This window comes from Anaerovibrio lipolyticus LB2005 (genome assembly GCF_000621545.1).
GTDB lineage: Bacteria > Bacillota > Negativicutes > Selenomonadales > Selenomonadaceae > Anaerovibrio > Anaerovibrio lipolyticus_A.
On record NZ_JHYA01000002.1, the window covers coordinates 143,558 to 163,222 of the forward strand.

A 19,665-nucleotide genomic window follows, 5' to 3' on the forward strand; every position below is an offset into this window, starting at 1 on the left:
GGATTGTACATAAAAAAATACAAAGTATACACTTTTTATTGGGGATTTCTGTAGACTGGAACACATAAATATATTATAATACTTGTTGTTTGAGTGTATTAATGAGAATTTACAAAACAAATGTCTACTTAGTGCGGATTTTGCTAATTCCGTTACTTACGATGTTTGCTTTGAATCATAGGAGGTAAATATGGCTCTTATTGTTAAGAAGTTTGGCGGCTCATCAGTGGGAACCACTGAAAAAATCCTTAATGTGGCCAAGAGAATTATCGCCGAAAAACAGCCGGGTGATCAGATTGTTATGGTAGTTTCTGCAATGGGCGATACTACAGATGAGTTGATTGAACTGGCAAAACAGATTAATCCAAATCCATATCAGTATACCCGTGAAATGGATATGCTGCTGACCACTGGTGAACAGGTTTCTATATCCCTTCTTACCATGGCATTCCGCACATTGGGACAGAAGGCTATTTCCCTTACGGGTCAGATGGTTGGTATGAAAACAAATTCCGTTCATACCAAGGGCAAGATTCTTGATATTAAGCCTGCCAGAGTAAAGAAAGAGCTGGATAAGGGCAATATTGTTGTCGTTGCCGGCTTCCAGGGGGTTGATGAGCATGGAGACCCTGTAACCTTGGGACGTGGCGGCTCTGATACCTCTGCTGTGGCTTTGGCTGGTGCCCTGAAGGCAGATTCCTGTGAAATATATACTGATGTTGATGGTATTTACTCAGCTGATCCCCGTCTTATTCCTGATGCCAGAAAAATGCAGGAAATTACTTATGACGAGATGTTGGAAATGGCCCGTTTAGGAGCTGGCGTTATGCAGCCACGCTCTGTGGAAATGGGTAAATACTTTAATATTCCAATTCATGTTCGTTCAACCTTTACAAATACACCAGGCACAATGATTAGGGAGGCATATACAATGGAAGAGAAGGATTTCTTGATTCGTGGCGTAGCTCATGATAAAAACGTAGCAAAAATTGCAGTTCTTGGCGTTCCTAATAATCCAGGTATCGCAAAGGAAATTTTCTCTGCTCTGGCAGACAAAAATATAGCAGTAGACATGATTGTTCAGAGTATCAGAAACATTGAGAAAAATGTTACTGATATGGTATTTACCACCACTCTTGATGATCTTCCAGAGACCAAAAAGACTGTGGATGCTGTAGCAGAAAAGCTCCATGCAGTTGCTGTTCTCATTGAGGAGGATGTGGCAAAGGTATCTATTGTTGGTGCCGGAATGCTGGGTAACCCAGGTATTGCTGCAAGAATGTTTGGCGCACTGGCTGATGCCAATGTTAACATTGATGCCATAAGTACCTCTGAAATCAGCATTAGCTGCCTTATTAAGGGGTCCGAGCTGAGCGAAGCAGCCAATGCAATTCACAAGGAATTTTTTCCTGAGAAGTAAATAAAATACGATTTTGAATTTAAGAAGGGAGGATGTCTGTTATATGGACATTCTCCTATTTTTGCGGGTCGAATGGCATATATATAAAATGATACATATTACGTATAAAAATGTTTAATAGGTAATATATATTATTTTAAATATAATAAAGGAAAATTCGCATAAAAGTGGTATAATGATTTAAAAGAGTAATAATATTTTTTATTTTAAGGAGGTTGATAATGTATGAGTTCACAGGTTGCTTCACATCGAGTTGGTAAAAAGCTGGTAGACGTTATTTTTGGCGCGAGTGGTGCCTGCAACGAAGCTATTAAGGTTCATGGTGCTGAAAAGGTTACTAATGCCACTGTTGGTTCTATAATAGGTGAGGATGGCAAGCTGGCCTGTCTTCCTACTATGGAAAAGGCTTTTAGAGGATTGAAGATTTCTGATGTAGCTGCTTATGCTCCACCTGCTGGTCTTCCAGCATATCTGGATGCTGTTATCGGCCTGACCTTCGCCGATAATAAGCCTGAGGGCCATATTGCCGCGTGTGCTACTTCTGGTGGAACAGGAGCACTGCATATGGCTATCCAGAATTATTCTGAAATCGGTGATCAGGTGTTGACATCTGACTGGTTCTGGGGGACCTACAATCCTCTTTGTCAGGAGGCTGGTCGTACTTTGGCTACCTACCAGCTATTCGATGAAAATCAGAATTATAATGTTAAGGCTTTGGAAGCTAAGGTGGAGGAGCTCTTTGCAAAGCAGGATTCCTTGCTGCTGATTATCAATACTCCTGCCCACAACCCAACTGGCTATAGCCTCACTGATGAGGAGTGGACCAAGGTTATTGATATGTCCAAGGCATGGGCTGCCAAGGGCAAGAAGGTTAATCTGATGGTGGATATCGCCTATATCGATTATGCCGGGGAGAAGAATGAAACCCGTCGTTTTATGAAGCAGTTCAGCAATCTTCCGGAAAACATCTTTGTAATGTTTGCCTTCTCCATGTCTAAGGGCTATACCATGTATGGTCAGCGTACTGGTGCTCTTATTGGACTTTCTTCAAGTGCAGAGCTTATTGAGGAATTTAAGAACGTTACCAAGTTTACTGGTCGTGCTACTTGGTCCAATATTAACCGTGGTGCCCAGACCCTGCTCACCACCATTCAGCAGGATAGTGCAATGCTGGCCCAGTTTGAAAAAGAGCGTGATGAGCTTTACAGTGTAATTCGCGACAGAGCTGCCATCTTTATGAAGGAAGCCGAGGAATGCGGGTTAAAGGCTCTTCCTTATAAGGCTGGCTTCTTTATCTCTGTTCCTGCCAAGGATTCTGCTGCTGTGTGCGAGAAAATGCATGAGGATTTGATTTTTGCTGTTCCATTGAAGAAGGGCGTTCGTATAGCTGTTTGCTCCATTCCAAAAGCAAAAATGTACGGAATGGCTGCAAAGGTGCTGAAAGCGTTAAAGGCTGTTGAGGGATAATCATAGTAACATAATCTATGTTTATGACACTTATAAAGAGGAGATATTATGGGGTATCTCCTCTTTTACTATGAAATCATAGTGAATCAAATCCGAAGGATGCAGATGAGCTTTAGATTTCGTGTAAGGGCGTAGTGCAAAATATCATTTTGCACGGAGTTTACTATGGGGAAAATTTATTGTTAAAAGGCTCTGTTATGTGTTATAGTTATAGTAGATTGGGATTGGTTAGGGAGGTTACTATGTTTAATTTCAACAGAAAAGGTGATTCTGAATTTTATGATCTTTTCCTGGAAAGTGCGCAATTTTTCTATCAGGGCTCGCTTTTGATGGATGAGGTTATGGTGGATCACCGTAAAGCTGATATAAAGGTTAAGGAGATAAATGATATTGAGCATAAGGCGGACAGAGTCAATGATCGGATAATTGACAAGCTGAATCAGACCTTTATTACTCCTATTGATCGTGAGGATATTTATGCTATTGCCAATGGCCTTGATGATGGAGTAGACCTGTTGCAGGGCATTCTTCAGCGTATTGTTATCTATCATACTGGTGAGGCCCGGGAGGGCGCTATAAGATTGACAAAGCTCCTTATTGAATGTACCCAGAAAATTATAAGGGTGCTTGAGCTGCTGCCGGAAATCAGCAAGAATCAGGACGAGCTTCTCAGCCTGACCAGTGAAGTCAGCAAGCTCGAAAGTGAGGGCGACCATATATTTAGAAGTGAGCTGGCGTATCTTTTTGCCCAGGTAAAGGATCCTATTGAGCTTATCAAGTGGAAGGATTTGCTTGAGGATTTGGAGGATACCCTTGATCACTGCGAGAAAATGGCAGATTTGCTAAGAGGCGTGGTAATGAAGTATGCTTGATTTACATCCTTTTATCATTATAGTTATAGTATTGGCCCTGGCATTTGACTTTATAAACGGTTTCCACGATACGGCAAATGCTATAGCCACATCTGTGTCCACCAGGGCTATTTCACCAAGTCGTGCTATTATGATGGCTGCAGTGTTGAATTTCTTTGGCGCTATGGTCAGCACTGGTGTAGCCAAGACCATTGGTGGCGACATTGTTGTGGGGCATATTGACCAGCCTATTATAATAGCCTCTCTGACAGGTGCTATTATATGGAATCTGCTGACCTGGAAGATTGGCCTTCCAAGCAGCTCATCCCATGCGTTGGTAGGTGGACTTATTGGCGGTGTCCTCATGTCTGATATGGGCATGGAGGGACTTAATTTTACTGGCATCGGAAAAATAGTTATTGCATTAGTGACATCTCCATTGGTGGGTATGGTGGTTGGTTATATCATCATGAATCTGATGTTCCGGTTTTTCCAGAATTCCAGCCCGTCAAAGGTTAATCATCGGTTTAAGAAAATGCAGATTGTTACTGCGGCTACCATGGCTTTTTCCCATGGCTCCAATGATGCCCAGAAATCAATGGGTATTATCACGTTGGCTCTGGTTTCCGGTGGTGTACTGCAGGAGTTTGAGGTTCCTCTCATTGTAAAGGTACTTTGTGCCACCGCCATGGCTGTGGGCACATCCGTAGGCGGCTGGAGCATAATTAAAACTGTAGGTGGTAAGATTATTAAGCTGGAGCCTATAAACGGCTTTGCGGCAGATTTGAATTCATCTATCACCATTTTTACGGCTACGTTGCTTCATTTACCTGTAAGTACAACCCACGTTGTATCAGGCTCTATTATGGGTGTGGGGGCGGCCAAGAGAATTAAAGCTGTCCGTTGGGGGGTAGCTCAGCAGATGGTGATGGCTTGGGTGCTTACTATCCCGTGTACAGCTGCCATGGGAGCCATTTGCTATGGCCTGTTGATGGTCCTTTTTGAATGATGTCAGCATGAGAATAAAGATGTAAAGTGACTGTCGCAAGCGGTCACTTTTCTTGTATATATAGACTAAAGGATGGTGGGGGTTATGTTTAAGGAAGTATTGGAGGAAGCAAAGGAATGGGCAAAAATTTTGCATTGTTCCTACGTTTCTGATTTAAATTCAATAATTGATAACGGTGGTATCAGCGATTTGATTCGCGTATCAGAGGCACTGCATGAAAAGAAAATTGCCAATATTGCAGACCGTATTACCGGAGACTTAAAAAACAATCGGCTTATTTTAATAGCTGGACCATCATCTTCGGGAAAAACTTCCTTTGCCCAACGGCTGAGAGTTCAGCTCAGAGTAATGGGCCTGGAGCCAGTGTCCCTTTCCATTGACAATTATTTTGTCAATAGGGAGGATACCCCTAAGCTGCCAGATGGGTCCTACGATTTTGAGTCCATAGATGCTGTGGATATAAAGCTCTTTAATAAACAGCTTACTTCTCTTATGGAGGGAGAGAAGGTAATTATTCCAACCTTTAATTTCAAAAAAGGTATAAGGGAAATGAACTCGGCTAATGTAAGGCAAATAGCATTGAACCAGCCTATTATCATAGAGGGAATACATGGACTTAATGAAAAGCTTACCAGTTCCATTCCTCGTGATCACAAGTTTAAAATTTATGTCAGCGCACTAAATCAGCTGAATATGGATGAAAATACCAGAATTTCCACATCCAGAGTACGCCTTTTGCGTCGCATAGTCCGTGATTTCCGCACACGGGGGCGCAGTGCTGACAATACCATTGAATTGTGGCCGGGTGTTAGGTCCGGGGAGGAGAAATATATTTTTCCTTATCAGGATGATGCGGATGTAATGTTTAATTCTGCTCTGATTTATGAGCTGGGAGCTTTGAAGCATTATGTTATGTATATGCTGGCAGAAATTTCTCCGGAGGAAAAATCCTACGAGAAGGCTCAGGAGCTTTTGGCGTTTTGCCGTAATTTCAAATCAATATATGACCAGCGGGATATTCCATGTAACTCTCTTATAAGGGAATTTATAGGCGGTTCCTGTTTTGATGTAAGTTAATGTATCCAGTTTTTAGCTTTTAATTTTTATTTAAGGACTTATTGCTGTCTGCGTGGTATAATATAAAGAAAGGCGTAGAGGGGTGACTCCTATGGTAAAGCTGAATCGTAATTATGGTGTTAAGTTTTTATCTGGATTATTGCTCGTAAGTTCTTTGGTATTTACATCAGGTTTTTGTCAGCAGGCTGAGGCCTCTGCGAACAGTAAGGGTGTTCATGCAGAAAAGCCTCAGACCAGGGTGCTTTATCAGGTGCCACGGCGTTGGGCTGACAGAAATGAGCTGGCTGCCACTATAGCTAACCACTATGGTGTGCCTTATGGTGCTGTGATGAAATACTGCAATGAGAACGGATGCCTTGAGGATGCCTGTCGTATTGCTTTTATGGCTAAGCTGACGGATAAGTCCTTTGACAGCGTTGCTGATTTGAAAAAGAATGATAATACATGGATTGATGTATCTGAAGCTCTGGGTATTTCTGATGATTTGGTGAGGGTATATCGTAATAATGCCCTTATTGACAGAATAAATCAAAGATATGGTATTGATAGGGCTTCGGTGGCTGCACTCATTGAGCAGCAGTATAAAATTATGGATATAGTCAAGGCAAGTCGTTTGGCCAAGGAATCGGGTATTGATGTGATGGCTGTTATGGGCCATAAGACCATAAACAATACTTGGACAGATGTGGCAAAACAGCTTATAGGCTGTGAGCTTGAGGGCCTTTGATATTAGTTTTGTACATATATTGGGAGTCTGTGTATGGTCACAGATTCCCATTTATTTTGGAGGTTTGTTTTGGCAGAAATAGATGTTACTGATAAAGCAAAATTAGTTATTAAATACGGATTGGCTGGGGTTATTGCCCTGGCTCTGTTATGTTCCAGCTTGGTGTGGTACATAATGTACTGCTGGGGAAATCTGGATATATATGATGCCAAGATTGCCGGCAATATGGTAGGGGCCAGAGCCGGGGCTCCTGGCAGTGTTACTGAGGTAATGGTGCATAATGGTGATACGGTAAAGGCTGGAGATGTAATTGCCCGCATTGAGGTAACAGTTACTGATGAGCAGATACGGCAGATGGAACAGACCTTGGAGCTCTCAGAAAAGAATTTGGCTCAGATAAAGCAGGGAGTTATGATTCAGCGTCCGGTGGTTCATTCAGGAGGCGGCGGTGCATCATCTGCTGAAATAGAAAATGCCAAAAACAAGCTGGATCAGATGAACAGACTTTATGAAATGGGGGCTGTAAGTGGAATTCAGCGTGATGAAGCTGCAGCTCAGTATCAGGCAGTATTGTCCCGTGGTGGCGGTTCCAGTTCTGTTACTTACGAATCCTCATATCAGCCACCAAATGAAGAGGCTGTAAGACGGGCAGAGATTCAGGTAAATCAGGCCCGTATGGCTTTAGAACAGGCCAAGACCAGCAGTAGTGCTACAGAGATTACAGCTCCCGTGGATGGTGTGGTGTATCTTAATGGCATTGAAACCGGTTCAGAAATAAAGGCCGGAGATGTGGTCGCCTTCGTAGGCAACGATAATGATATTTGGGTTGAGGCTTATCTGAATCCTGATGAAAGTGATTATGCTGTTTTGGGACAGTTGGCATATTTCTTTGTGGATAGAAAGAAATATGAGGGGACTATTGTTGAGGTGATTTCTCCGGAGGGGGATGGAGAATCTCAGGATAGTAATACCGCCAACAGTGAAGCAGGTTATACAAGCCCATATCCGTCTGGAAAGATCGTGGTGAAAATAGCTATCCCGCGGGAAGCAAAGGATGGAATTCATTTTGGTAACAATGTGGATTTAAGACTCAGCAAATAAAATCAAAAAAATCCTTGCCAAAATGATTTCATTATGCTAATATCTGTCTTGTAAACAAATTGCATATTTTATGGCGATGATGCCACACAGACTACATATTTTGTCGTCTGTGTGGCTTTTTGGTTTGTTTACAGATAACTATTGTATTGAGGCTATTGTAAATATTAATTTATGAAAAGGTGGTAAAGGTTATGGAAGATTTATTATTTGTCATCCCAGCAAATTCCAAGAAGGAAGAAATCATTGCAACATTAAAGGCTCATCCGGAAATCATGTATGTATCTTTGGTAGGTATTGATCTTGCTGGTAATGATACTGATGAGAAAATTCCTATGCGGGTTTTCTTGAAGGATATTGATGATTTCTATTCTGGTCGTGCCGTACAGACTGATGGTTCTTCCGTAGTTCTTTCCGGTATTGCTACAATAAACAATGCAAAAGTAGATATGCCAATTGATCCAAGTGTAAAATGGTATGTGGATTATAACTTTGAGAATTACGATGAAAAGACGGGGTTGCCTGTAGGTACTCTCCGCATTCCGGCATTCTTGGTGCATAATGGCAAGCGCGTAGATTCTCGTTCAGTTTTAGCTGATACACTGACCTTTGTAAAAAAGGAATTGCTGAATATTTTCCACAATCATCCACAGATTTCCGGCTTGGAGCATATTGATTGCAGCAAGATTAAGGACATTAGCTTTACTTCTGCCACTGAGCTGGAATTTTGGGTAAAGACCCCTCTTTCCCATGTTCATGTTGATGAAATGTTTGCCTCCCAGGTTATGCAGGAACAGTATTGGCAGAGAACTCATGGCATTGTTCGTACTGCATTGGAGCAGACAGTTAAGCGCCTTGATGATTATGGCCTGAAGGTTGAAATGGGGCATAAGGAAGTTGGCGGTATCAAGGCCCAGATGGATAAGGGGGGCAATATGACCTCCGTTTGTGAGCAGATTGAGGTTGATTGGCGCTTTGATGAGGCTCTTCAGGCTGCTGATAACGAGCTTTTGGCCCGTACAATTATTAAGCAGACCTTCCGTCTCAACGGCTTGGAGGTTAGCTTTAAGGCAAAGCCAATGATTGGTGTTGCTGGTAACGGTGAGCATACCCATATCGGTCTGGCTGCAATTATGGAGGATGGTTCCTTCGTAAATCTCTTCGCACCAAAGGAAATGACAGCTGATTTCATGAGTGCTGTTGGTTATGGCGCTATTATGGGCCTTCTGAAGAACTATGAGGTTATTAATCCTTTTGTTTCTGCTACCAATGATTCCCTTAACCGTTTGAAGCCAGGATTTGAGGCACCTGTATGTATCGTTACTTCCCTGGGCCATACTCCTGAGGTTCCATCCCGTAATCGTACTATTTTGGCAGGCCTGGTTCGTGACGTTACCAATCCGGCAGCTACCCGTTTTGAGCTTCGTGCATGCAATCCTTATACTGATACTTATTTGGTATTGTCAGCTATCTATTCTGCAGTATTGGATGGTGTTCGCTATTCTGTAACAAAGACAACCAAGGAACTCCTTGCTGAGCTTTCCAAGGAAGCTGGACAGGAAGCTGATTATCTGGAAAAGGATAGGGCATACCGTTCTGAGCAGGACGTATTTGAGGATTATACAGCTGAGGAACGCAACCGCCTCTTTGGGGCTCCGCCTGCAACAGTATGGGACAACCTTTCTGCTCTCGACAAGTACACTGACAAGCGTGATACAATTACCTCTTCTGGTGCCTTTACTGATGCAATCATTGAGGCCTTCAAGGAGGGTGCTCTTATCCGTTGGAAGACTGAGCTGATTGCCCGTATTATTCCTGAGAACCGTGACATTGTTCGCGCTGCCAAGGAGATTAAATCCGAGTATGTTACTGACCAGGATGCTTATAATTGGAACAAGATTAATGAGCTTCGTTATTATTTGGCCAAGGACAGTATTGATGAGAAGTCCCTCTTCACCCTGCTGATTAATGCTCTTAATGAGGGCGATTATGAAATGGCTTCCGGCCTACAGGTGGAAATGTACGACCGCATCGAGGAGCTTAAGTCTCTCTATGATGCTTATGTTAAAAATATAATTTAATAGTCCTTTACCACCTTAATGACCCCCATATTATGAAGATTATTCTTCGGTATGGGGGTCCTTTTATTGGGAAGCCTTGAATTGTCTGAAAATTTGACGCAATTATAAGGAATATGATAGAATAAGTCTGTGTTTTAATTGAAAAGAGAGGTGATTTTTTGAGATTTGGCAAGCTGAGTATTTGCACATTAATTTGTGCAATGGTTATGATGTTTTGTGCTTCAGCTCTGGCATCCGGTATTTTAGTCAAGGAAGGCTCAACTGGCGCAGATGTGGTAACAGTACAAGCATTGTTAAAGGAAAAAGGTTTTTTCTCTGGTAAAGAAGACGGTGTTTGTGGACCGGAAACAGTGAAGGCGATTAAAGCATTTCAGAAATCTGAAGGGCTGGTAGTAGATGGTATTTGTGGCCCACAGACCTATAAACGTTTGGACCCTTATGCTCAGGAAAGGGATATTGAACGGGGCATTGAAGGGGGACGGGCTGTGTTTGTTCACGCAACAGCATACAGTCCCGAGGAAACCAGTGGCGTAACAGCATTGGGCACCGCGGTAAGAAAGGGAATAATTGCTTCGGATCCAAATGTTATTCCAATGGGGACCAAGGTGTATATTCCTGGTTATGGTGAGGCTGTAGCCGAGGATTGTGGTGGTAACATAGTTGGTAACATTATTGATATTGCATTTGATACCCACGCAGAAGCAATGGCTTTTGGTAGACAGGATATTGAGATTTATATTTTAGAATAAAAAATGCGGCCCTGAAGGGTCGCATTTTTAGTTGCTAAAGTATATCAACGGTTGCTGTTTTTGTTGGTATACATCATGGTATCCGCATTATGTATGATGTCGGCTACTTCATTTTCAGTATTAAAGATTTCATAGCCAACTGAGACAGTAGGAAGGCTTGGCTCCTTGCGGCGTAGCTCATCCAGAAGAGCATTAAAGCGTTTATTCAGTTTAATGACAGTTGACTCGCTTTGGAAGCTATTTTTGTTCAGAATTACACAGAACTCGTCTCCACCTATACGGTAGCATAATCCTCGGGACAGGTAGCAGCGTATAATAGCCTTGGAAATCTTTTTCAATACTGTATCACCATAGGCATGCCCGTAGGTATCGTTGACACTCTTAAATTTGTCTATGTCAAAGATTATAACGGCTGTACGATAGTTCAGCTTAGCCAAATGATTCTCATAGGAACGGCGGTTTAACAGTCTGGTCAGGCCATCACTTTGAACCACTAATTCAATGTAGTAGATATAAAACAGAACGCAACAGGTGGCTACAGATAGCCAGGCCGTTTTTATGTCGCCATCCATCGTATTGGCAACAATACCAATAAACAGAGAACTGAAGGCTGCAATGAGAGAACTGAAATTACGGTTTTGGTATTTCCGTGAGAAATAGTATGCCTCAAAGAACATTACTGCAATGGCTGTGGTGTAGCAGATTATATATATGAAGTAATACTCACCACGACAATAATGATTTCCCTCATCAATGTAATAGATGGCGCCGGTCCAGATAGAGGAAAATTCTATCAATGCATGGAGCAGCAGGAATATAATAACAATACGACTATGCTTTATATTACCTATGGCATATACCCACAACACCACCAGGCTGGGGGCAAGACTGAATTCTATTGCACTGAATAGATTATGAAGCCATATAGGAAATAGCGGTTTACCATCAGCAAAATACGTAAGCCATTCCAAAAAAGAAACGAAGATGATAATGGTAAAGCTAATACAAAAACCTTTTCGTGCATTCTCTGTAACTATATTTGAATTGTTGATATGTACAATCATTATTATGCTAAGCACAATAGTAATAAGTACAACTGTTGAATAAAAAGCCATTTTGATACTCCTAAAAAACAATCCTTGAGTATTATATCATGAAATAATAATAAATAATAGAAGTAAGCATAAGGTCCCAAAGAAAATTTTATAAAATTTTTCTATACGATAATAGGTACTATATAGTATAATACTTAAAAAAATATGTAAAGTTTTATAATTCTTTTAATTTGATATTTATAAATTGATAATATAACTTTTGAACGCTATATTATTTTTCTTGTGAAAAGGAAAGCGAGTGATTGTATGTATACGTATTTACAGGAGGTTCATCACAAAACGGAGTTGCTTCCATTTGCCAGTATTTCAGATGCTGTTCGTGATAGTTATGATGTACGGTCTATAGGTAATGCTGTTCCAAAAAGTTTTTTGCGTCGCCTGTTAGTGCTTCTTGAAGATGAGAAGGGGCATATATTCTATGCTCAAAAGCCTGAAACTATTTATATGATTAATCGAGTGTATGGGTGTAAACAAGAGATTTTGGATGTTTTTGCCAAGATCGATAAGCTGCTGGAAAAAAATCCAGGTGTTATAGTGACAGTTGGTGATAGTGAATATGTTATGAGCCGGACTATGCCGAAGCGTATACCTATTCCTCGGGAGAAAATGAAACGTATTACTATCGATGATATTTTATAAGAAAGATAGAGCCTTTTTATGGGCTCTATTTTTTTAATCACACTTCATTTTCCCTTGACTATAGGAAGAAAATTTAGGAAAATATAGTATAAGAGTAAAACTATGTTTTAATTTACATTAGTTTAGGGGAGGCACTTGCCTTATGGGTGTTGCGGAAAGGGTATCTGCTCTTGATACATGCTTAAAAGAATACTTATGGCGGTTTACCGAAGGAAAGGATAATGCTGAGTCCCACAACAGGGAGCTGCTAAAAGCTCTAAGGGAAAGTATGGACTGTGGTCTTGCGTTTGTGATGACCAGAAACTCGGCTGGTGACAGTATTTCAGTGGCGGAGGTGAGCTTTGAGGCCGGCGATGACAAGCTAAGCGGTGCTAAGTTTGAGGTTGACAGCCAAGAAGCCAAAAATCTCATTCAGGTTTTGGATGAAAACTCCATTGGTACTGAAGGTCTGTCCTTTTTAGGGGAGAATTTTAACAATTCTGTTCTCTATTATGCTGTTGTGGTTATGGATGAGCTATGGGGCCTTGTTGGCGTTATGGATATCCACAATACGAACCGTATCTGGTCTGATGAGGATAAGAATTCCCTTTCCAAGGTAGGTAAGATTTTTGCCCTTCAGATTGAAAATGTTCATCTGAAGGATGCTTTGCTTCGCACTGAAAATGCCAATAAGGCGAAACAGCAGTTCCTGTCCGATATGTCCCATGATATCCGCACCCCAATGAATGCAATTATCGGCTTTGCAACTCTGGCAGGAAGTCATCTTCAGGAGCTTGAACGTGTCCAGGCTTATCTGGATAAGATTACTGCATCCAGTAAGCATCTTCTCAGCCTGTTTAATGATGTACTTGATATTACCCGTATTGAGGATGGTCGGGTTCATTTGGAGGAGCTGCCACAGTCCTTGGGCGATATGATGCATGATATAAAGAATATCATTCAGGATCAGGCTGCTGCCAAGGAAATAAACTTTTTGATGGAAACCGCAGGTGTGGTTCATGAGCGGATTTTCTGTGATCGGCTGCGGTTTAATCAGGTGCTTTTGAATTTAATTAGCAATGCTGTTAAATATACCAACCAGGGTGGTGATGTAACTGTTACCATCAGTGAGGTTCCTTCAAGCAAGGAAGGCCATGTGTCCATTGATTTTGAGATTAGGGATAACGGTATTGGTATGAGTCCTGAATTTGTGGATCATATCTTTGAGCCTTTTGAGCGCGAAAACAATGCCGCAAGTAATGTGGTTCAGGGTACTGGTCTTGGTATGGCTATTACAAAAAATATAATTGATCTCATGGGTGGCGATATTGTTATTAACAGTACCCAGGGAGAAGGTACTCAGGTGCTGCTGCATCTGGATATGAAGCTGCAAAGTGATGTTTATGTTGATGGTGAAGTGGAACAACTTCCGGAGGTTGTGGGCAAGAGGGCCCTTATCATCGTTGATTCTGATGATACATGCAACAGCCTTATGGGGATTTTGGAGAAGCTTGGCTCTAAGACTGAATTTACCTTATCTGCAGATAAAGCATTGGTTCTGGCTGAGCGGGAGAAATATGATGCTTACTTTATCAGCTGGCGCATAGATGATAAGGTTGGTGGCCTTGAGGTAGTAAAGAAGCTTCGTCAGCTGGTTGGCAACGATGTGCCGATGTTCCTCTTAACTGATGGTATGTATTCCGGTGTAGAGGAGGCAGCGTATAGTTCTGGTGTTTCTGCATTTATTGAAAAGCCACTTTTCCTGTCAGACGTGAAGAAAATTATCAAGAGTGCCATGAATATTCATGACACTGAAACTGAGGAGCGTTCTATTGCCCAGGAAGAGTTTATGGGAAGACGTATCCTGCTGGCAGAGGATAATAAGATGAATCAGGAGATTGCCATTACCATTCTTGAGGAGGCAGGCTTCTTTGTAGATTTGGCAGAAAATGGAGAGATGGCAGTAACTAAGGTTACCAATCATCCACCGAAGCATTATGATATAATCCTTATGGATATTCAGATGCCTATTATGGATGGCTATGAGGCTACCCGGCAGATTCGTGCCATGGAGGAAGAAGGCAAGAAGGACGTGCCTATCATTGCCATGACAGCGGATGCCTTCTTTGAAGACCGTCAGGCGGCTTTGGCCTGTGGTATGAATGAGCATCTTGCCAAGCCAGTGGATGTGGAAAGATTGTTTGCTATACTGAAATCTCTACTTGTTTAAGATTTATCTGTATATTATTAAAATATTCCAATAAAAATAGACTGCTTTTGCAGTCTATTTTTGCGTTTCATATAGCTTTTTCTGTATTTCGTTGTAGGCATCCATTGACATAACCACCAGATTTTTGTCATTGGAGCGCTGTACGAAAATTGTTTCTTTTTCATCTGTGGCTTTATCAGCATAGATGGTAAATTCCTTCAGAAAATCAGATGATGGAACAGCTATCATATATAACCCCTCCTTTTAGCATGAGGTTTTTCCAAGCCTTGGATGGCTGGTAGGTCGCAGGCTTCTGAGGCGAATGGTTTTGATGGCTTCCTCAAGGTCCATATCCTCTCTGACAGCCTCGTACTCATATACGCATATGGGATGCTCCACGCCAAGCTCACTGGCAGGCATGTAGACGAATTCTGCCGTTTCATTGTCACCGAAGATTACGCCAGCCCTAAGCTGTGATTCAGTCATTGTGGCCATGGTGAACCTCCTTTATTTTAGAACATATCCCGTTTCCACAGCAAATAGCCACAGATAACCACCAATATACCGGCAATGCCAAAGATATAGCTGAAAGCCCAAGTACTTTCTGACATTGGCACAGGCACATTCATGCCGAAGAAACTGGATATAACCGTTGGTATTGCCAACAAAATGGTGACAGCAGCCAAGAATTTCATGACCTGATTCAGGTTGTTGGAAATAATAGAGGAGAAGGTATCTGCCAGACGGGCAAGAATTTTGCTGTACATCTCAACCATTTCCTTGGCCTGTTTATTCTCGATGATAACGTCCTCCAGCAAATCCTCGTCTTCCTCGTAATATTTCAGCATAGGCTGCATGGTGGAGTTGGTCCTTAGGCGCATGAGCTTGTCCAGCACTGCACCATTGGATCGCAGGGAAGCGTTAAAGAATGTCAGTGATTTTTGTAATTCCAGGAGCTTTAGAATTTCCTGATTTCTCATGGAATGACGTAGGTTGCGCTCAATCTCATCGGACTGTTTGCTTATCTGACGCAGATAGCTAAGGTAGAAGGTAGCAGACCGATAAAGAATCTGGAACAGGAACCGGGTCTTTTTGAAGGTGCGGAAGAAACGGGCATTCTTTTCGTTGAAATATGAAAGCACAGGGGTTTCTTCCAGACATACGGTAATGATATATTCTTCAGTGACAATAATGGCCAAAGGCAGAGTATCGTAGCCGCCTTCTTCCCGAATAACAGGAACATTGGTCAAAATCATGACACTGTCGTCCTCAATATCAATATGGGAGCGTTCCTCATCATCAAGTGCTGAACGGAGAAAATCAGGCTCAACCTCGGTAAGGTTGCCTACCACTTTCAACTCGTATGGTGTAGGGGCAACAATGTTAATCCAGGCACCGTTTTCCAAGGTTTTCAGACTTAATTCAGTGAGAGGACCATTCTCGTGTGATTTGTAAATTTTGAGCATTATGGTACTCCTTTCCATTTGAAAGAGACCATAAGCCCTTGCAGAATACTGTTATTTTATAAAATAATGGCAGGAGAAAAGGGATACGGTCTCAGTATTTTTTATTAATTCACCCGGGGGTTCCGGACTAGGATAATCAGTATCCATTTTTCCTCACCAACTTTTCATTTTATTTTGAATCTTATGATATATATTTAATATATTTAAAGACCATTAAAATATTACTACCAGAGTCGGCTTTCGTCAATGGTTTGCTTTATAATAATATTTTGCCAGTAGCAAAATTTTAACAATGGCGTTATAATAAATCGGTTGAGTTATGTTTAGGAGGTATTTTATGCAAAGGAAACGTTCTGCATCCACTATAAAAATAGGTGCAGTGTTAATAATGCTGGTTTTGTTTTTGATAATATACCTGATAAATCCCGCCTTCTTTAATGAGCTGTGGGGAGTATGTCTCAGCGGTGATATGAAGCAGGTGGCAGATTATATAAATTCCTTTGGCCCCTGGGCCATGGTGTTCAGCTTTCTGTTGGTGCTGTGCGTCAATGCCATAGGATTTCCCCCAGCCATTATTTTTTCTTCGGCTAATGCACTGATTTTTGGCATAGTACCGGGAATTATTCTGGCCTGGCTGGCTGAAACAGTAGGAGTGGTCATCAGCTTTTTGTTGCTGAGATTTTTATTTAGGGATGCGGCAGAGGAAGTTATTGCCAAATATTCCTATTTAAAGAAAATAGATGATATGAGTGGCAGGGAGGGCTTTAAAATAATGCTAATTGCCCGTTTGGTGCCATATCTTCCATCAGGCCTGCTTAATGCAGTGGGTGCTCTCAGCAAAATGAGCCTGAAGGATTACACGCTGGCGGCCCTTATCGGCAAGCTGCCATCCACTGCCATTGAGGCCATGATTGGTCATGATGCGGTAACTGCCAGTGAAAATCCATATCGCCTGGTATTTAATATTGTGCTGGCTGTGGTGGTGGTAGGCTCTTTTCTCCTTTATGAAAAGCGCAAGAAAAAACAGCAGAATGTTGAGGAATGATACGAGTCATGAAAAGAATATTTTTTCTGGATAATTTAAAGGCATTTATTATTTGCCTGATGATAGTGTTTCATATAGCCATGAGCTATATGCAGTATGCCCCTGAATGGTGGTATGCAGTGGATAAAAGTGATCCACAAATGTCCTTTACTGTGTTTGTCGTCTGGGCGGACATTTTTATAATGCCGGTTATGTTTTTTATTTCCGGTTATTTTGGCATCATGTCCCTTTCCCGACAACCAGCAAAAAAATTCTGGACATCAAAGCTGATGCGGATATTTATTCCTTGGGTGCTCGGTGTTATTATACTGGCACCTGCTGTTACGTATCTAATCTTTTTGACCAGACATGTGCCACTTCCTTTTATGGAATTTTTGAATAAGGTGTTTTTCTTCGGACCTCTTTTTTCTCACACTCAGTATTGGTTTTTGGGGACTCTGTTTTATCTCTATATTCTTTTATTTGTTGTGGCAAAAATCAAGCCAGTTATTAAGGAAAAACTCACACCAGCTGCTCCGGGGAAGGCGTTCTTTTTGATAATTGCCATACTGTCGTATACCTTGACAGTGGGAGCTTATTATTTGGTGGGTGGCAACAACGATAATTGGTCAAAGGTATGGCCGATTTTCCTTTATCAGCCCACAAGGATTTCCCTTTATGTAATATATTTCTTTGCCGGCGTATATGCCTGGAGAAAGCAGTGGTTCACGGAAAAGGGGTTCAGACTGGATCCCACTGTCTGGATACCGGCCTTTATTTTTACGGGAGTATTTTATACTGGATATGCCTTGTTCGGTCAGCTGACAGCTTCTCCTGTAACATTTATGGTGATTAAGTCAGCCCTTCATAGCTTGTTTGCCATGGCCTCTGTATTTGGTTTGTTGGCATTGTTCCAGTCCAAGCTGGATTATACCAATGGATTTTTGAAGGCAGTCAGTGATAATTCATATACCATGTATTACGCTCACATGGGATTGGTTATGCTGGTGGTATGGGCTCTTATGGGGGTGGCTTTGCCAGTGTATGTAAAATACATTTTTGCTTGTATATTGGGCTTGGTGGTTACCTATGTAGTAGGCAGAATACTGATGTTTCTTCCGTTCTTCGCCATTAAGAAATAACGTGGCCAGACCTTTGAAAAATCTTGATTTTGCTTTGTATTACTCTGTATAATTATTAGCGGAGAATTGTGTAATGGAGGTTTATTAACAGAATGAAAAGAAGCTATGGCACGTTAATCGTGTTTGTAATAATTGGTGCCATTCTTGGTGGCATAATTGGCGATTTGCTGACAGGGGTGGATGCCTTGTCCGGCGTAATGCCGTACCTGGTTCATACATATCCGGTGCTGGATATGACTCCGGCCACATTGAATCTTTATGTGATCAAGCTGACTGTTGGCTTGGCTTTTACACCAAACCTTATGAGTATTTTAGGTATGGTAATTGCTATTATTTTGTTCCGCCGTTATTAAGAGGTGCATGATGATAATATTGGCGTCAGCATCTCCCCGCAGGCGGGAGCTTTTGGAGCAAATCGGCTGTAAATTTGAGGTTATAACAAGCAACGCCGATGAAATTACAGATGCCGGTCTGGAGCCTCACCAGCTGGTAGTACAAAACGCGCATTTAAAGGCAGCAGCTGTGGCAGCTGAGCATCCGGAATATCCGGTGCTGGGCTCAGATACAGTTGTAAGCCTTGATGGACATATATATGGTAAGCCTCGGGATAAGGAGCATGCCAGAGAAATGCTTAAAGCTTTTTCCGGAAGAACTCATCAGGTTATAACTGGTATTGTTCTTGCTTGGAAGGGTAAGTTCTGGCAGGCATGGGAAACGACAGAGGTTGTGTTTTCTCCTTTATCCGCAGATCAGATTGATGCTTACATAGCCACTGGAGAGCCGGCTGACAAGGCTGGAGCCTATGCTATTCAAGGCAGGGCGGCTGTGTTTGTAGACGGAATCAGAGGTTCTTACTCCAATGTCGTAGGTTTGCCGCTCCATTGTCTTGATGGTCTTGCCCGGAAAGCGGGGATTGATTTATATGACAATGGTGAAGGATCTTCCAGTTGATGACCGTCCACGGGAGAGGCTTATGGCCTATGGCCCGGGAATTCTCAGCAACGCTGAGCTTCTGGCAATATTGCTAGGAAGTGGATCCAAGGAAAAGTCGGCAATGCAGTTGGCTCAGGATATTCTGAGTCAGCATCGTGAGAGCGGGGTATTGGCTCTGGCTACAATGTCTGTAGAGGAGCTGATGGAGTACAAGGGTATTGGCTCAGCTAAGGCCACATTATTGGCTGCAGCGGTGGAGCTTGGTAAAAGACTGGGGTTAAATACCACAGCTCAAAAACCTGTTGTGCGTTGTCCCGCTGATGCGGCGGATTATGCAATGCCCAGGCTGCGTTTTCAGCAGCGTGAGCATTTTGCTATCATACTGTTGAATATCAAACATCATATTTTGTCCATGCCAATTATATCCATAGGCAGTCTGACAGCTTCAGTGGTTCATCCACGGGAGGTGTTTAAGGCAGCTGTCCAAAATTCTGCGGCGGCTATGATACTGGTTCACAACCATCCCAGCGGAGATCCCTCTCCTAGCAAGGAGGATTTGAACATTACCAGGCAGCTAATGGAGGCTGGAAAGCTAATGGATATACCTGTACTAGATCATATTGTCCTGGGAGATAATAAATATATTTCCCTTAAAGAGGAAGGTATGATACAATGACAT

At 42.1% G+C, this 19,665-nt stretch carries 20 protein-coding genes; 16 read left to right on the forward strand and 4 right to left on the reverse strand.

Going from position 1 to position 19,665, the window contains the following annotated elements; translation table 11 throughout:
* Positions 1–190 precede the first annotated feature (190 nt).
* The 9 genes from T355_RS0102405 to T355_RS0102445 all read left to right on the forward strand — a co-directional run bounded on the left by T355_RS0102405 (position 191) and on the right by T355_RS0102445 (position 10,479).
* Positions 191–1,420: an aspartate kinase gene (locus T355_RS0102405; protein ID WP_027396359.1), complete on the forward strand. Its 1,230-nt coding sequence runs from the start codon at positions 191–193 to the stop codon at positions 1,418–1,420.
* Positions 1,421–1,645: 225 nt separating this feature from the next.
* Positions 1,646–2,887, forward strand: coding sequence for a pyridoxal phosphate-dependent aminotransferase (locus T355_RS0102410; RefSeq protein WP_027396360.1), 1,242 nt, complete (start codon positions 1,646–1,648; stop codon positions 2,885–2,887).
* Between the two features lie 242 nt (positions 2,888–3,129).
* Entirely contained in the window at positions 3,130–3,759 is a 630-nt protein-coding gene (locus T355_RS0102415) for a DUF47 domain-containing protein (protein ID WP_027396361.1), read from the forward strand.
* Entirely contained in the window at positions 3,752–4,747 is a 996-nt protein-coding gene (locus T355_RS0102420) for an inorganic phosphate transporter (RefSeq protein ID WP_027396362.1), read from the forward strand. Before T355_RS0102415 ends, T355_RS0102420 begins: the two co-directional genes overlap by 8 nt.
* Positions 4,748–4,831: 84 nt before the next feature.
* On the forward strand, positions 4,832–5,824 hold the full coding sequence (locus tag T355_RS13255) for a nucleoside kinase (RefSeq protein WP_051555321.1): 993 nt from the start codon (positions 4,832–4,834) through the stop codon (positions 5,822–5,824).
* 91 nt (positions 5,825–5,915) lie between these two features.
* Positions 5,916–6,551, forward strand: a complete 636-nt coding sequence (locus tag T355_RS0102430; protein WP_027396363.1) for a hypothetical protein — start codon at positions 5,916–5,918, stop codon at positions 6,549–6,551.
* A gap of 69 nt (positions 6,552–6,620) precedes the next feature.
* The gene (locus tag T355_RS0102435; RefSeq protein WP_027396364.1) at positions 6,621–7,652 is read left to right on the forward strand and encodes an HlyD family secretion protein; all 1,032 of its coding nucleotides are present in this window, start codon (positions 6,621–6,623) and stop codon (positions 7,650–7,652) included.
* A gap of 191 nt (positions 7,653–7,843) precedes the next feature.
* On the forward strand, positions 7,844–9,730 hold the full coding sequence (locus T355_RS0102440; RefSeq protein ID WP_027396365.1) for a glutamine synthetase: 1,887 nt from the start codon (positions 7,844–7,846) through the stop codon (positions 9,728–9,730).
* A 158-nt stretch (positions 9,731–9,888) separates the two neighbouring features.
* Positions 9,889–10,479 carry a peptidoglycan-binding protein gene (locus T355_RS0102445; protein WP_231482965.1) on the forward strand — a complete coding sequence of 197 codons (591 nt, stop codon included), beginning with the start codon at positions 9,889–9,891 and terminating at the stop codon, positions 10,477–10,479.
* Between the two features lie 44 nt (positions 10,480–10,523).
* Here T355_RS0102445 and T355_RS14610 read toward each other — a convergent pair whose 3' ends face one another.
* Positions 10,524–11,594 (reverse strand): GGDEF domain-containing protein, encoded by a 1,071-nt coding sequence (locus T355_RS14610; protein ID WP_051555322.1) that lies wholly within the window; start codon positions 11,592–11,594, stop codon positions 10,524–10,526.
* Positions 11,595–11,840: 246 nt separating this feature from the next.
* Here T355_RS14610 and T355_RS0102455 point away from each other — a divergent pair, with 246 nt between their 5' ends.
* Positions 11,841–12,233, forward strand: coding sequence for a hypothetical protein (locus T355_RS0102455; RefSeq protein WP_027396367.1), 393 nt, complete (start codon positions 11,841–11,843; stop codon positions 12,231–12,233).
* Between the two features lie 142 nt (positions 12,234–12,375).
* Positions 12,376–14,442, forward strand: a complete 2,067-nt coding sequence (locus tag T355_RS13265) for a hybrid sensor histidine kinase/response regulator (protein ID WP_051555323.1) — start codon at positions 12,376–12,378, stop codon at positions 14,440–14,442.
* Between the two features lie 54 nt (positions 14,443–14,496).
* Here T355_RS13265 and T355_RS0102465 read toward each other — a convergent pair whose 3' ends face one another.
* The 3 genes from T355_RS0102465 to T355_RS0102475 are packed head-to-tail and all read right to left on the reverse strand — an operon-like array spanning position 14,497 to position 15,887.
* Positions 14,497–14,670: a prevent-host-death family protein gene (locus T355_RS0102465; protein ID WP_027396368.1), complete on the reverse strand. Its 174-nt coding sequence runs from the start codon at positions 14,668–14,670 to the stop codon at positions 14,497–14,499.
* Between the two features lie 15 nt (positions 14,671–14,685).
* Positions 14,686–14,916, reverse strand: a complete 231-nt coding sequence (locus tag T355_RS0102470) for a hypothetical protein (protein WP_027396369.1) — start codon at positions 14,914–14,916, stop codon at positions 14,686–14,688.
* A gap of 17 nt (positions 14,917–14,933) precedes the next feature.
* Complete coding sequence (locus T355_RS0102475) at positions 14,934–15,887, reverse strand: magnesium transporter CorA family protein (RefSeq protein ID WP_027396370.1); 954 nt, start codon at positions 15,885–15,887, stop codon at positions 14,934–14,936.
* Positions 15,888–16,224: 337 nt separating this feature from the next.
* Here T355_RS0102475 and T355_RS0102480 point away from each other — a divergent pair, with 337 nt between their 5' ends.
* From T355_RS0102480 to radC, 5 genes are all read left to right on the forward strand, one after another.
* Positions 16,225–16,932 (forward strand): TVP38/TMEM64 family protein, encoded by a 708-nt coding sequence (locus T355_RS0102480; RefSeq protein ID WP_027396371.1) that lies wholly within the window; start codon positions 16,225–16,227, stop codon positions 16,930–16,932.
* A gap of 8 nt (positions 16,933–16,940) precedes the next feature.
* Entirely contained in the window at positions 16,941–18,053 is a 1,113-nt protein-coding gene (locus T355_RS0102485; protein ID WP_027396372.1) for an acyltransferase family protein, read from the forward strand.
* A gap of 92 nt (positions 18,054–18,145) precedes the next feature.
* A complete protein-coding gene (locus tag T355_RS0102490) occupies positions 18,146–18,406 on the forward strand; it encodes a DUF4321 domain-containing protein (protein WP_027396373.1) in 261 nt (86 codons plus the stop codon).
* 10 nt (positions 18,407–18,416) lie between these two features.
* Positions 18,417–19,004, forward strand: a complete 588-nt coding sequence (locus T355_RS0102495; RefSeq protein WP_027396374.1) for a Maf family protein — start codon at positions 18,417–18,419, stop codon at positions 19,002–19,004.
* Positions 18,976–19,662: a RadC family protein gene (gene radC / locus T355_RS0102500; RefSeq protein ID WP_027396375.1), complete on the forward strand. Its 687-nt coding sequence runs from the start codon at positions 18,976–18,978 to the stop codon at positions 19,660–19,662. Before T355_RS0102495 ends, radC begins: the two co-directional genes overlap by 29 nt.
* The last annotated feature ends 3 nt before the right edge of the window (positions 19,663–19,665 follow it).

Bases quoted from the DNA above. Each gene is read 5' to 3' on its own strand.
- T355_RS0102405 (WP_027396359.1), top strand. From the start codon at position 191: ATGGCTCTTATTGTTAAGAAGTTTGGCGGCTCATCAGTGGGAACCACT.
- T355_RS0102410 (WP_027396360.1), top strand. From the start codon at position 1,646: ATGAGTTCACAGGTTGCTTCACATCGAGTTGGTAAAAAGCTGGTAGAC.
- T355_RS0102415 (WP_027396361.1), top strand. From the start codon at position 3,130: ATGTTTAATTTCAACAGAAAAGGTGATTCTGAATTTTATGATCTTTTC.
- T355_RS0102420 (WP_027396362.1), top strand. From the start codon at position 3,752: ATGCTTGATTTACATCCTTTTATCATTATAGTTATAGTATTGGCCCTG.
- T355_RS13255 (WP_051555321.1), top strand. From the start codon at position 4,832: ATGTTTAAGGAAGTATTGGAGGAAGCAAAGGAATGGGCAAAAATTTTG.
- T355_RS0102430 (WP_027396363.1), top strand. From the start codon at position 5,916: ATGGTAAAGCTGAATCGTAATTATGGTGTTAAGTTTTTATCTGGATTA.
- T355_RS0102440 (WP_027396365.1), top strand. From the start codon at position 7,844: ATGGAAGATTTATTATTTGTCATCCCAGCAAATTCCAAGAAGGAAGAA.
- T355_RS14610 (WP_051555322.1), bottom strand. From the start codon at position 11,594: ATGGCTTTTTATTCAACAGTTGTACTTATTACTATTGTGCTTAGCATA.
- T355_RS0102455 (WP_027396367.1), top strand. From the start codon at position 11,841: ATGTATACGTATTTACAGGAGGTTCATCACAAAACGGAGTTGCTTCCA.
- T355_RS13265 (WP_051555323.1), top strand. From the start codon at position 12,376: ATGGGTGTTGCGGAAAGGGTATCTGCTCTTGATACATGCTTAAAAGAA.
- T355_RS0102465 (WP_027396368.1), bottom strand. From the start codon at position 14,670: ATGATAGCTGTTCCATCATCTGATTTTCTGAAGGAATTTACCATCTAT.
- T355_RS0102470 (WP_027396369.1), bottom strand. From the start codon at position 14,916: ATGGCCACAATGACTGAATCACAGCTTAGGGCTGGCGTAATCTTCGGT.
- T355_RS0102475 (WP_027396370.1), bottom strand. From the start codon at position 15,887: ATGCTCAAAATTTACAAATCACACGAGAATGGTCCTCTCACTGAATTA.
- T355_RS0102480 (WP_027396371.1), top strand. From the start codon at position 16,225: ATGCAAAGGAAACGTTCTGCATCCACTATAAAAATAGGTGCAGTGTTA.
- T355_RS0102485 (WP_027396372.1), top strand. From the start codon at position 16,941: ATGAAAAGAATATTTTTTCTGGATAATTTAAAGGCATTTATTATTTGC.
- T355_RS0102490 (WP_027396373.1), top strand. From the start codon at position 18,146: ATGAAAAGAAGCTATGGCACGTTAATCGTGTTTGTAATAATTGGTGCC.
- T355_RS0102495 (WP_027396374.1), top strand. From the start codon at position 18,417: ATGATAATATTGGCGTCAGCATCTCCCCGCAGGCGGGAGCTTTTGGAG.
- radC (WP_027396375.1), top strand. From the start codon at position 18,976: ATGACAATGGTGAAGGATCTTCCAGTTGATGACCGTCCACGGGAGAGG.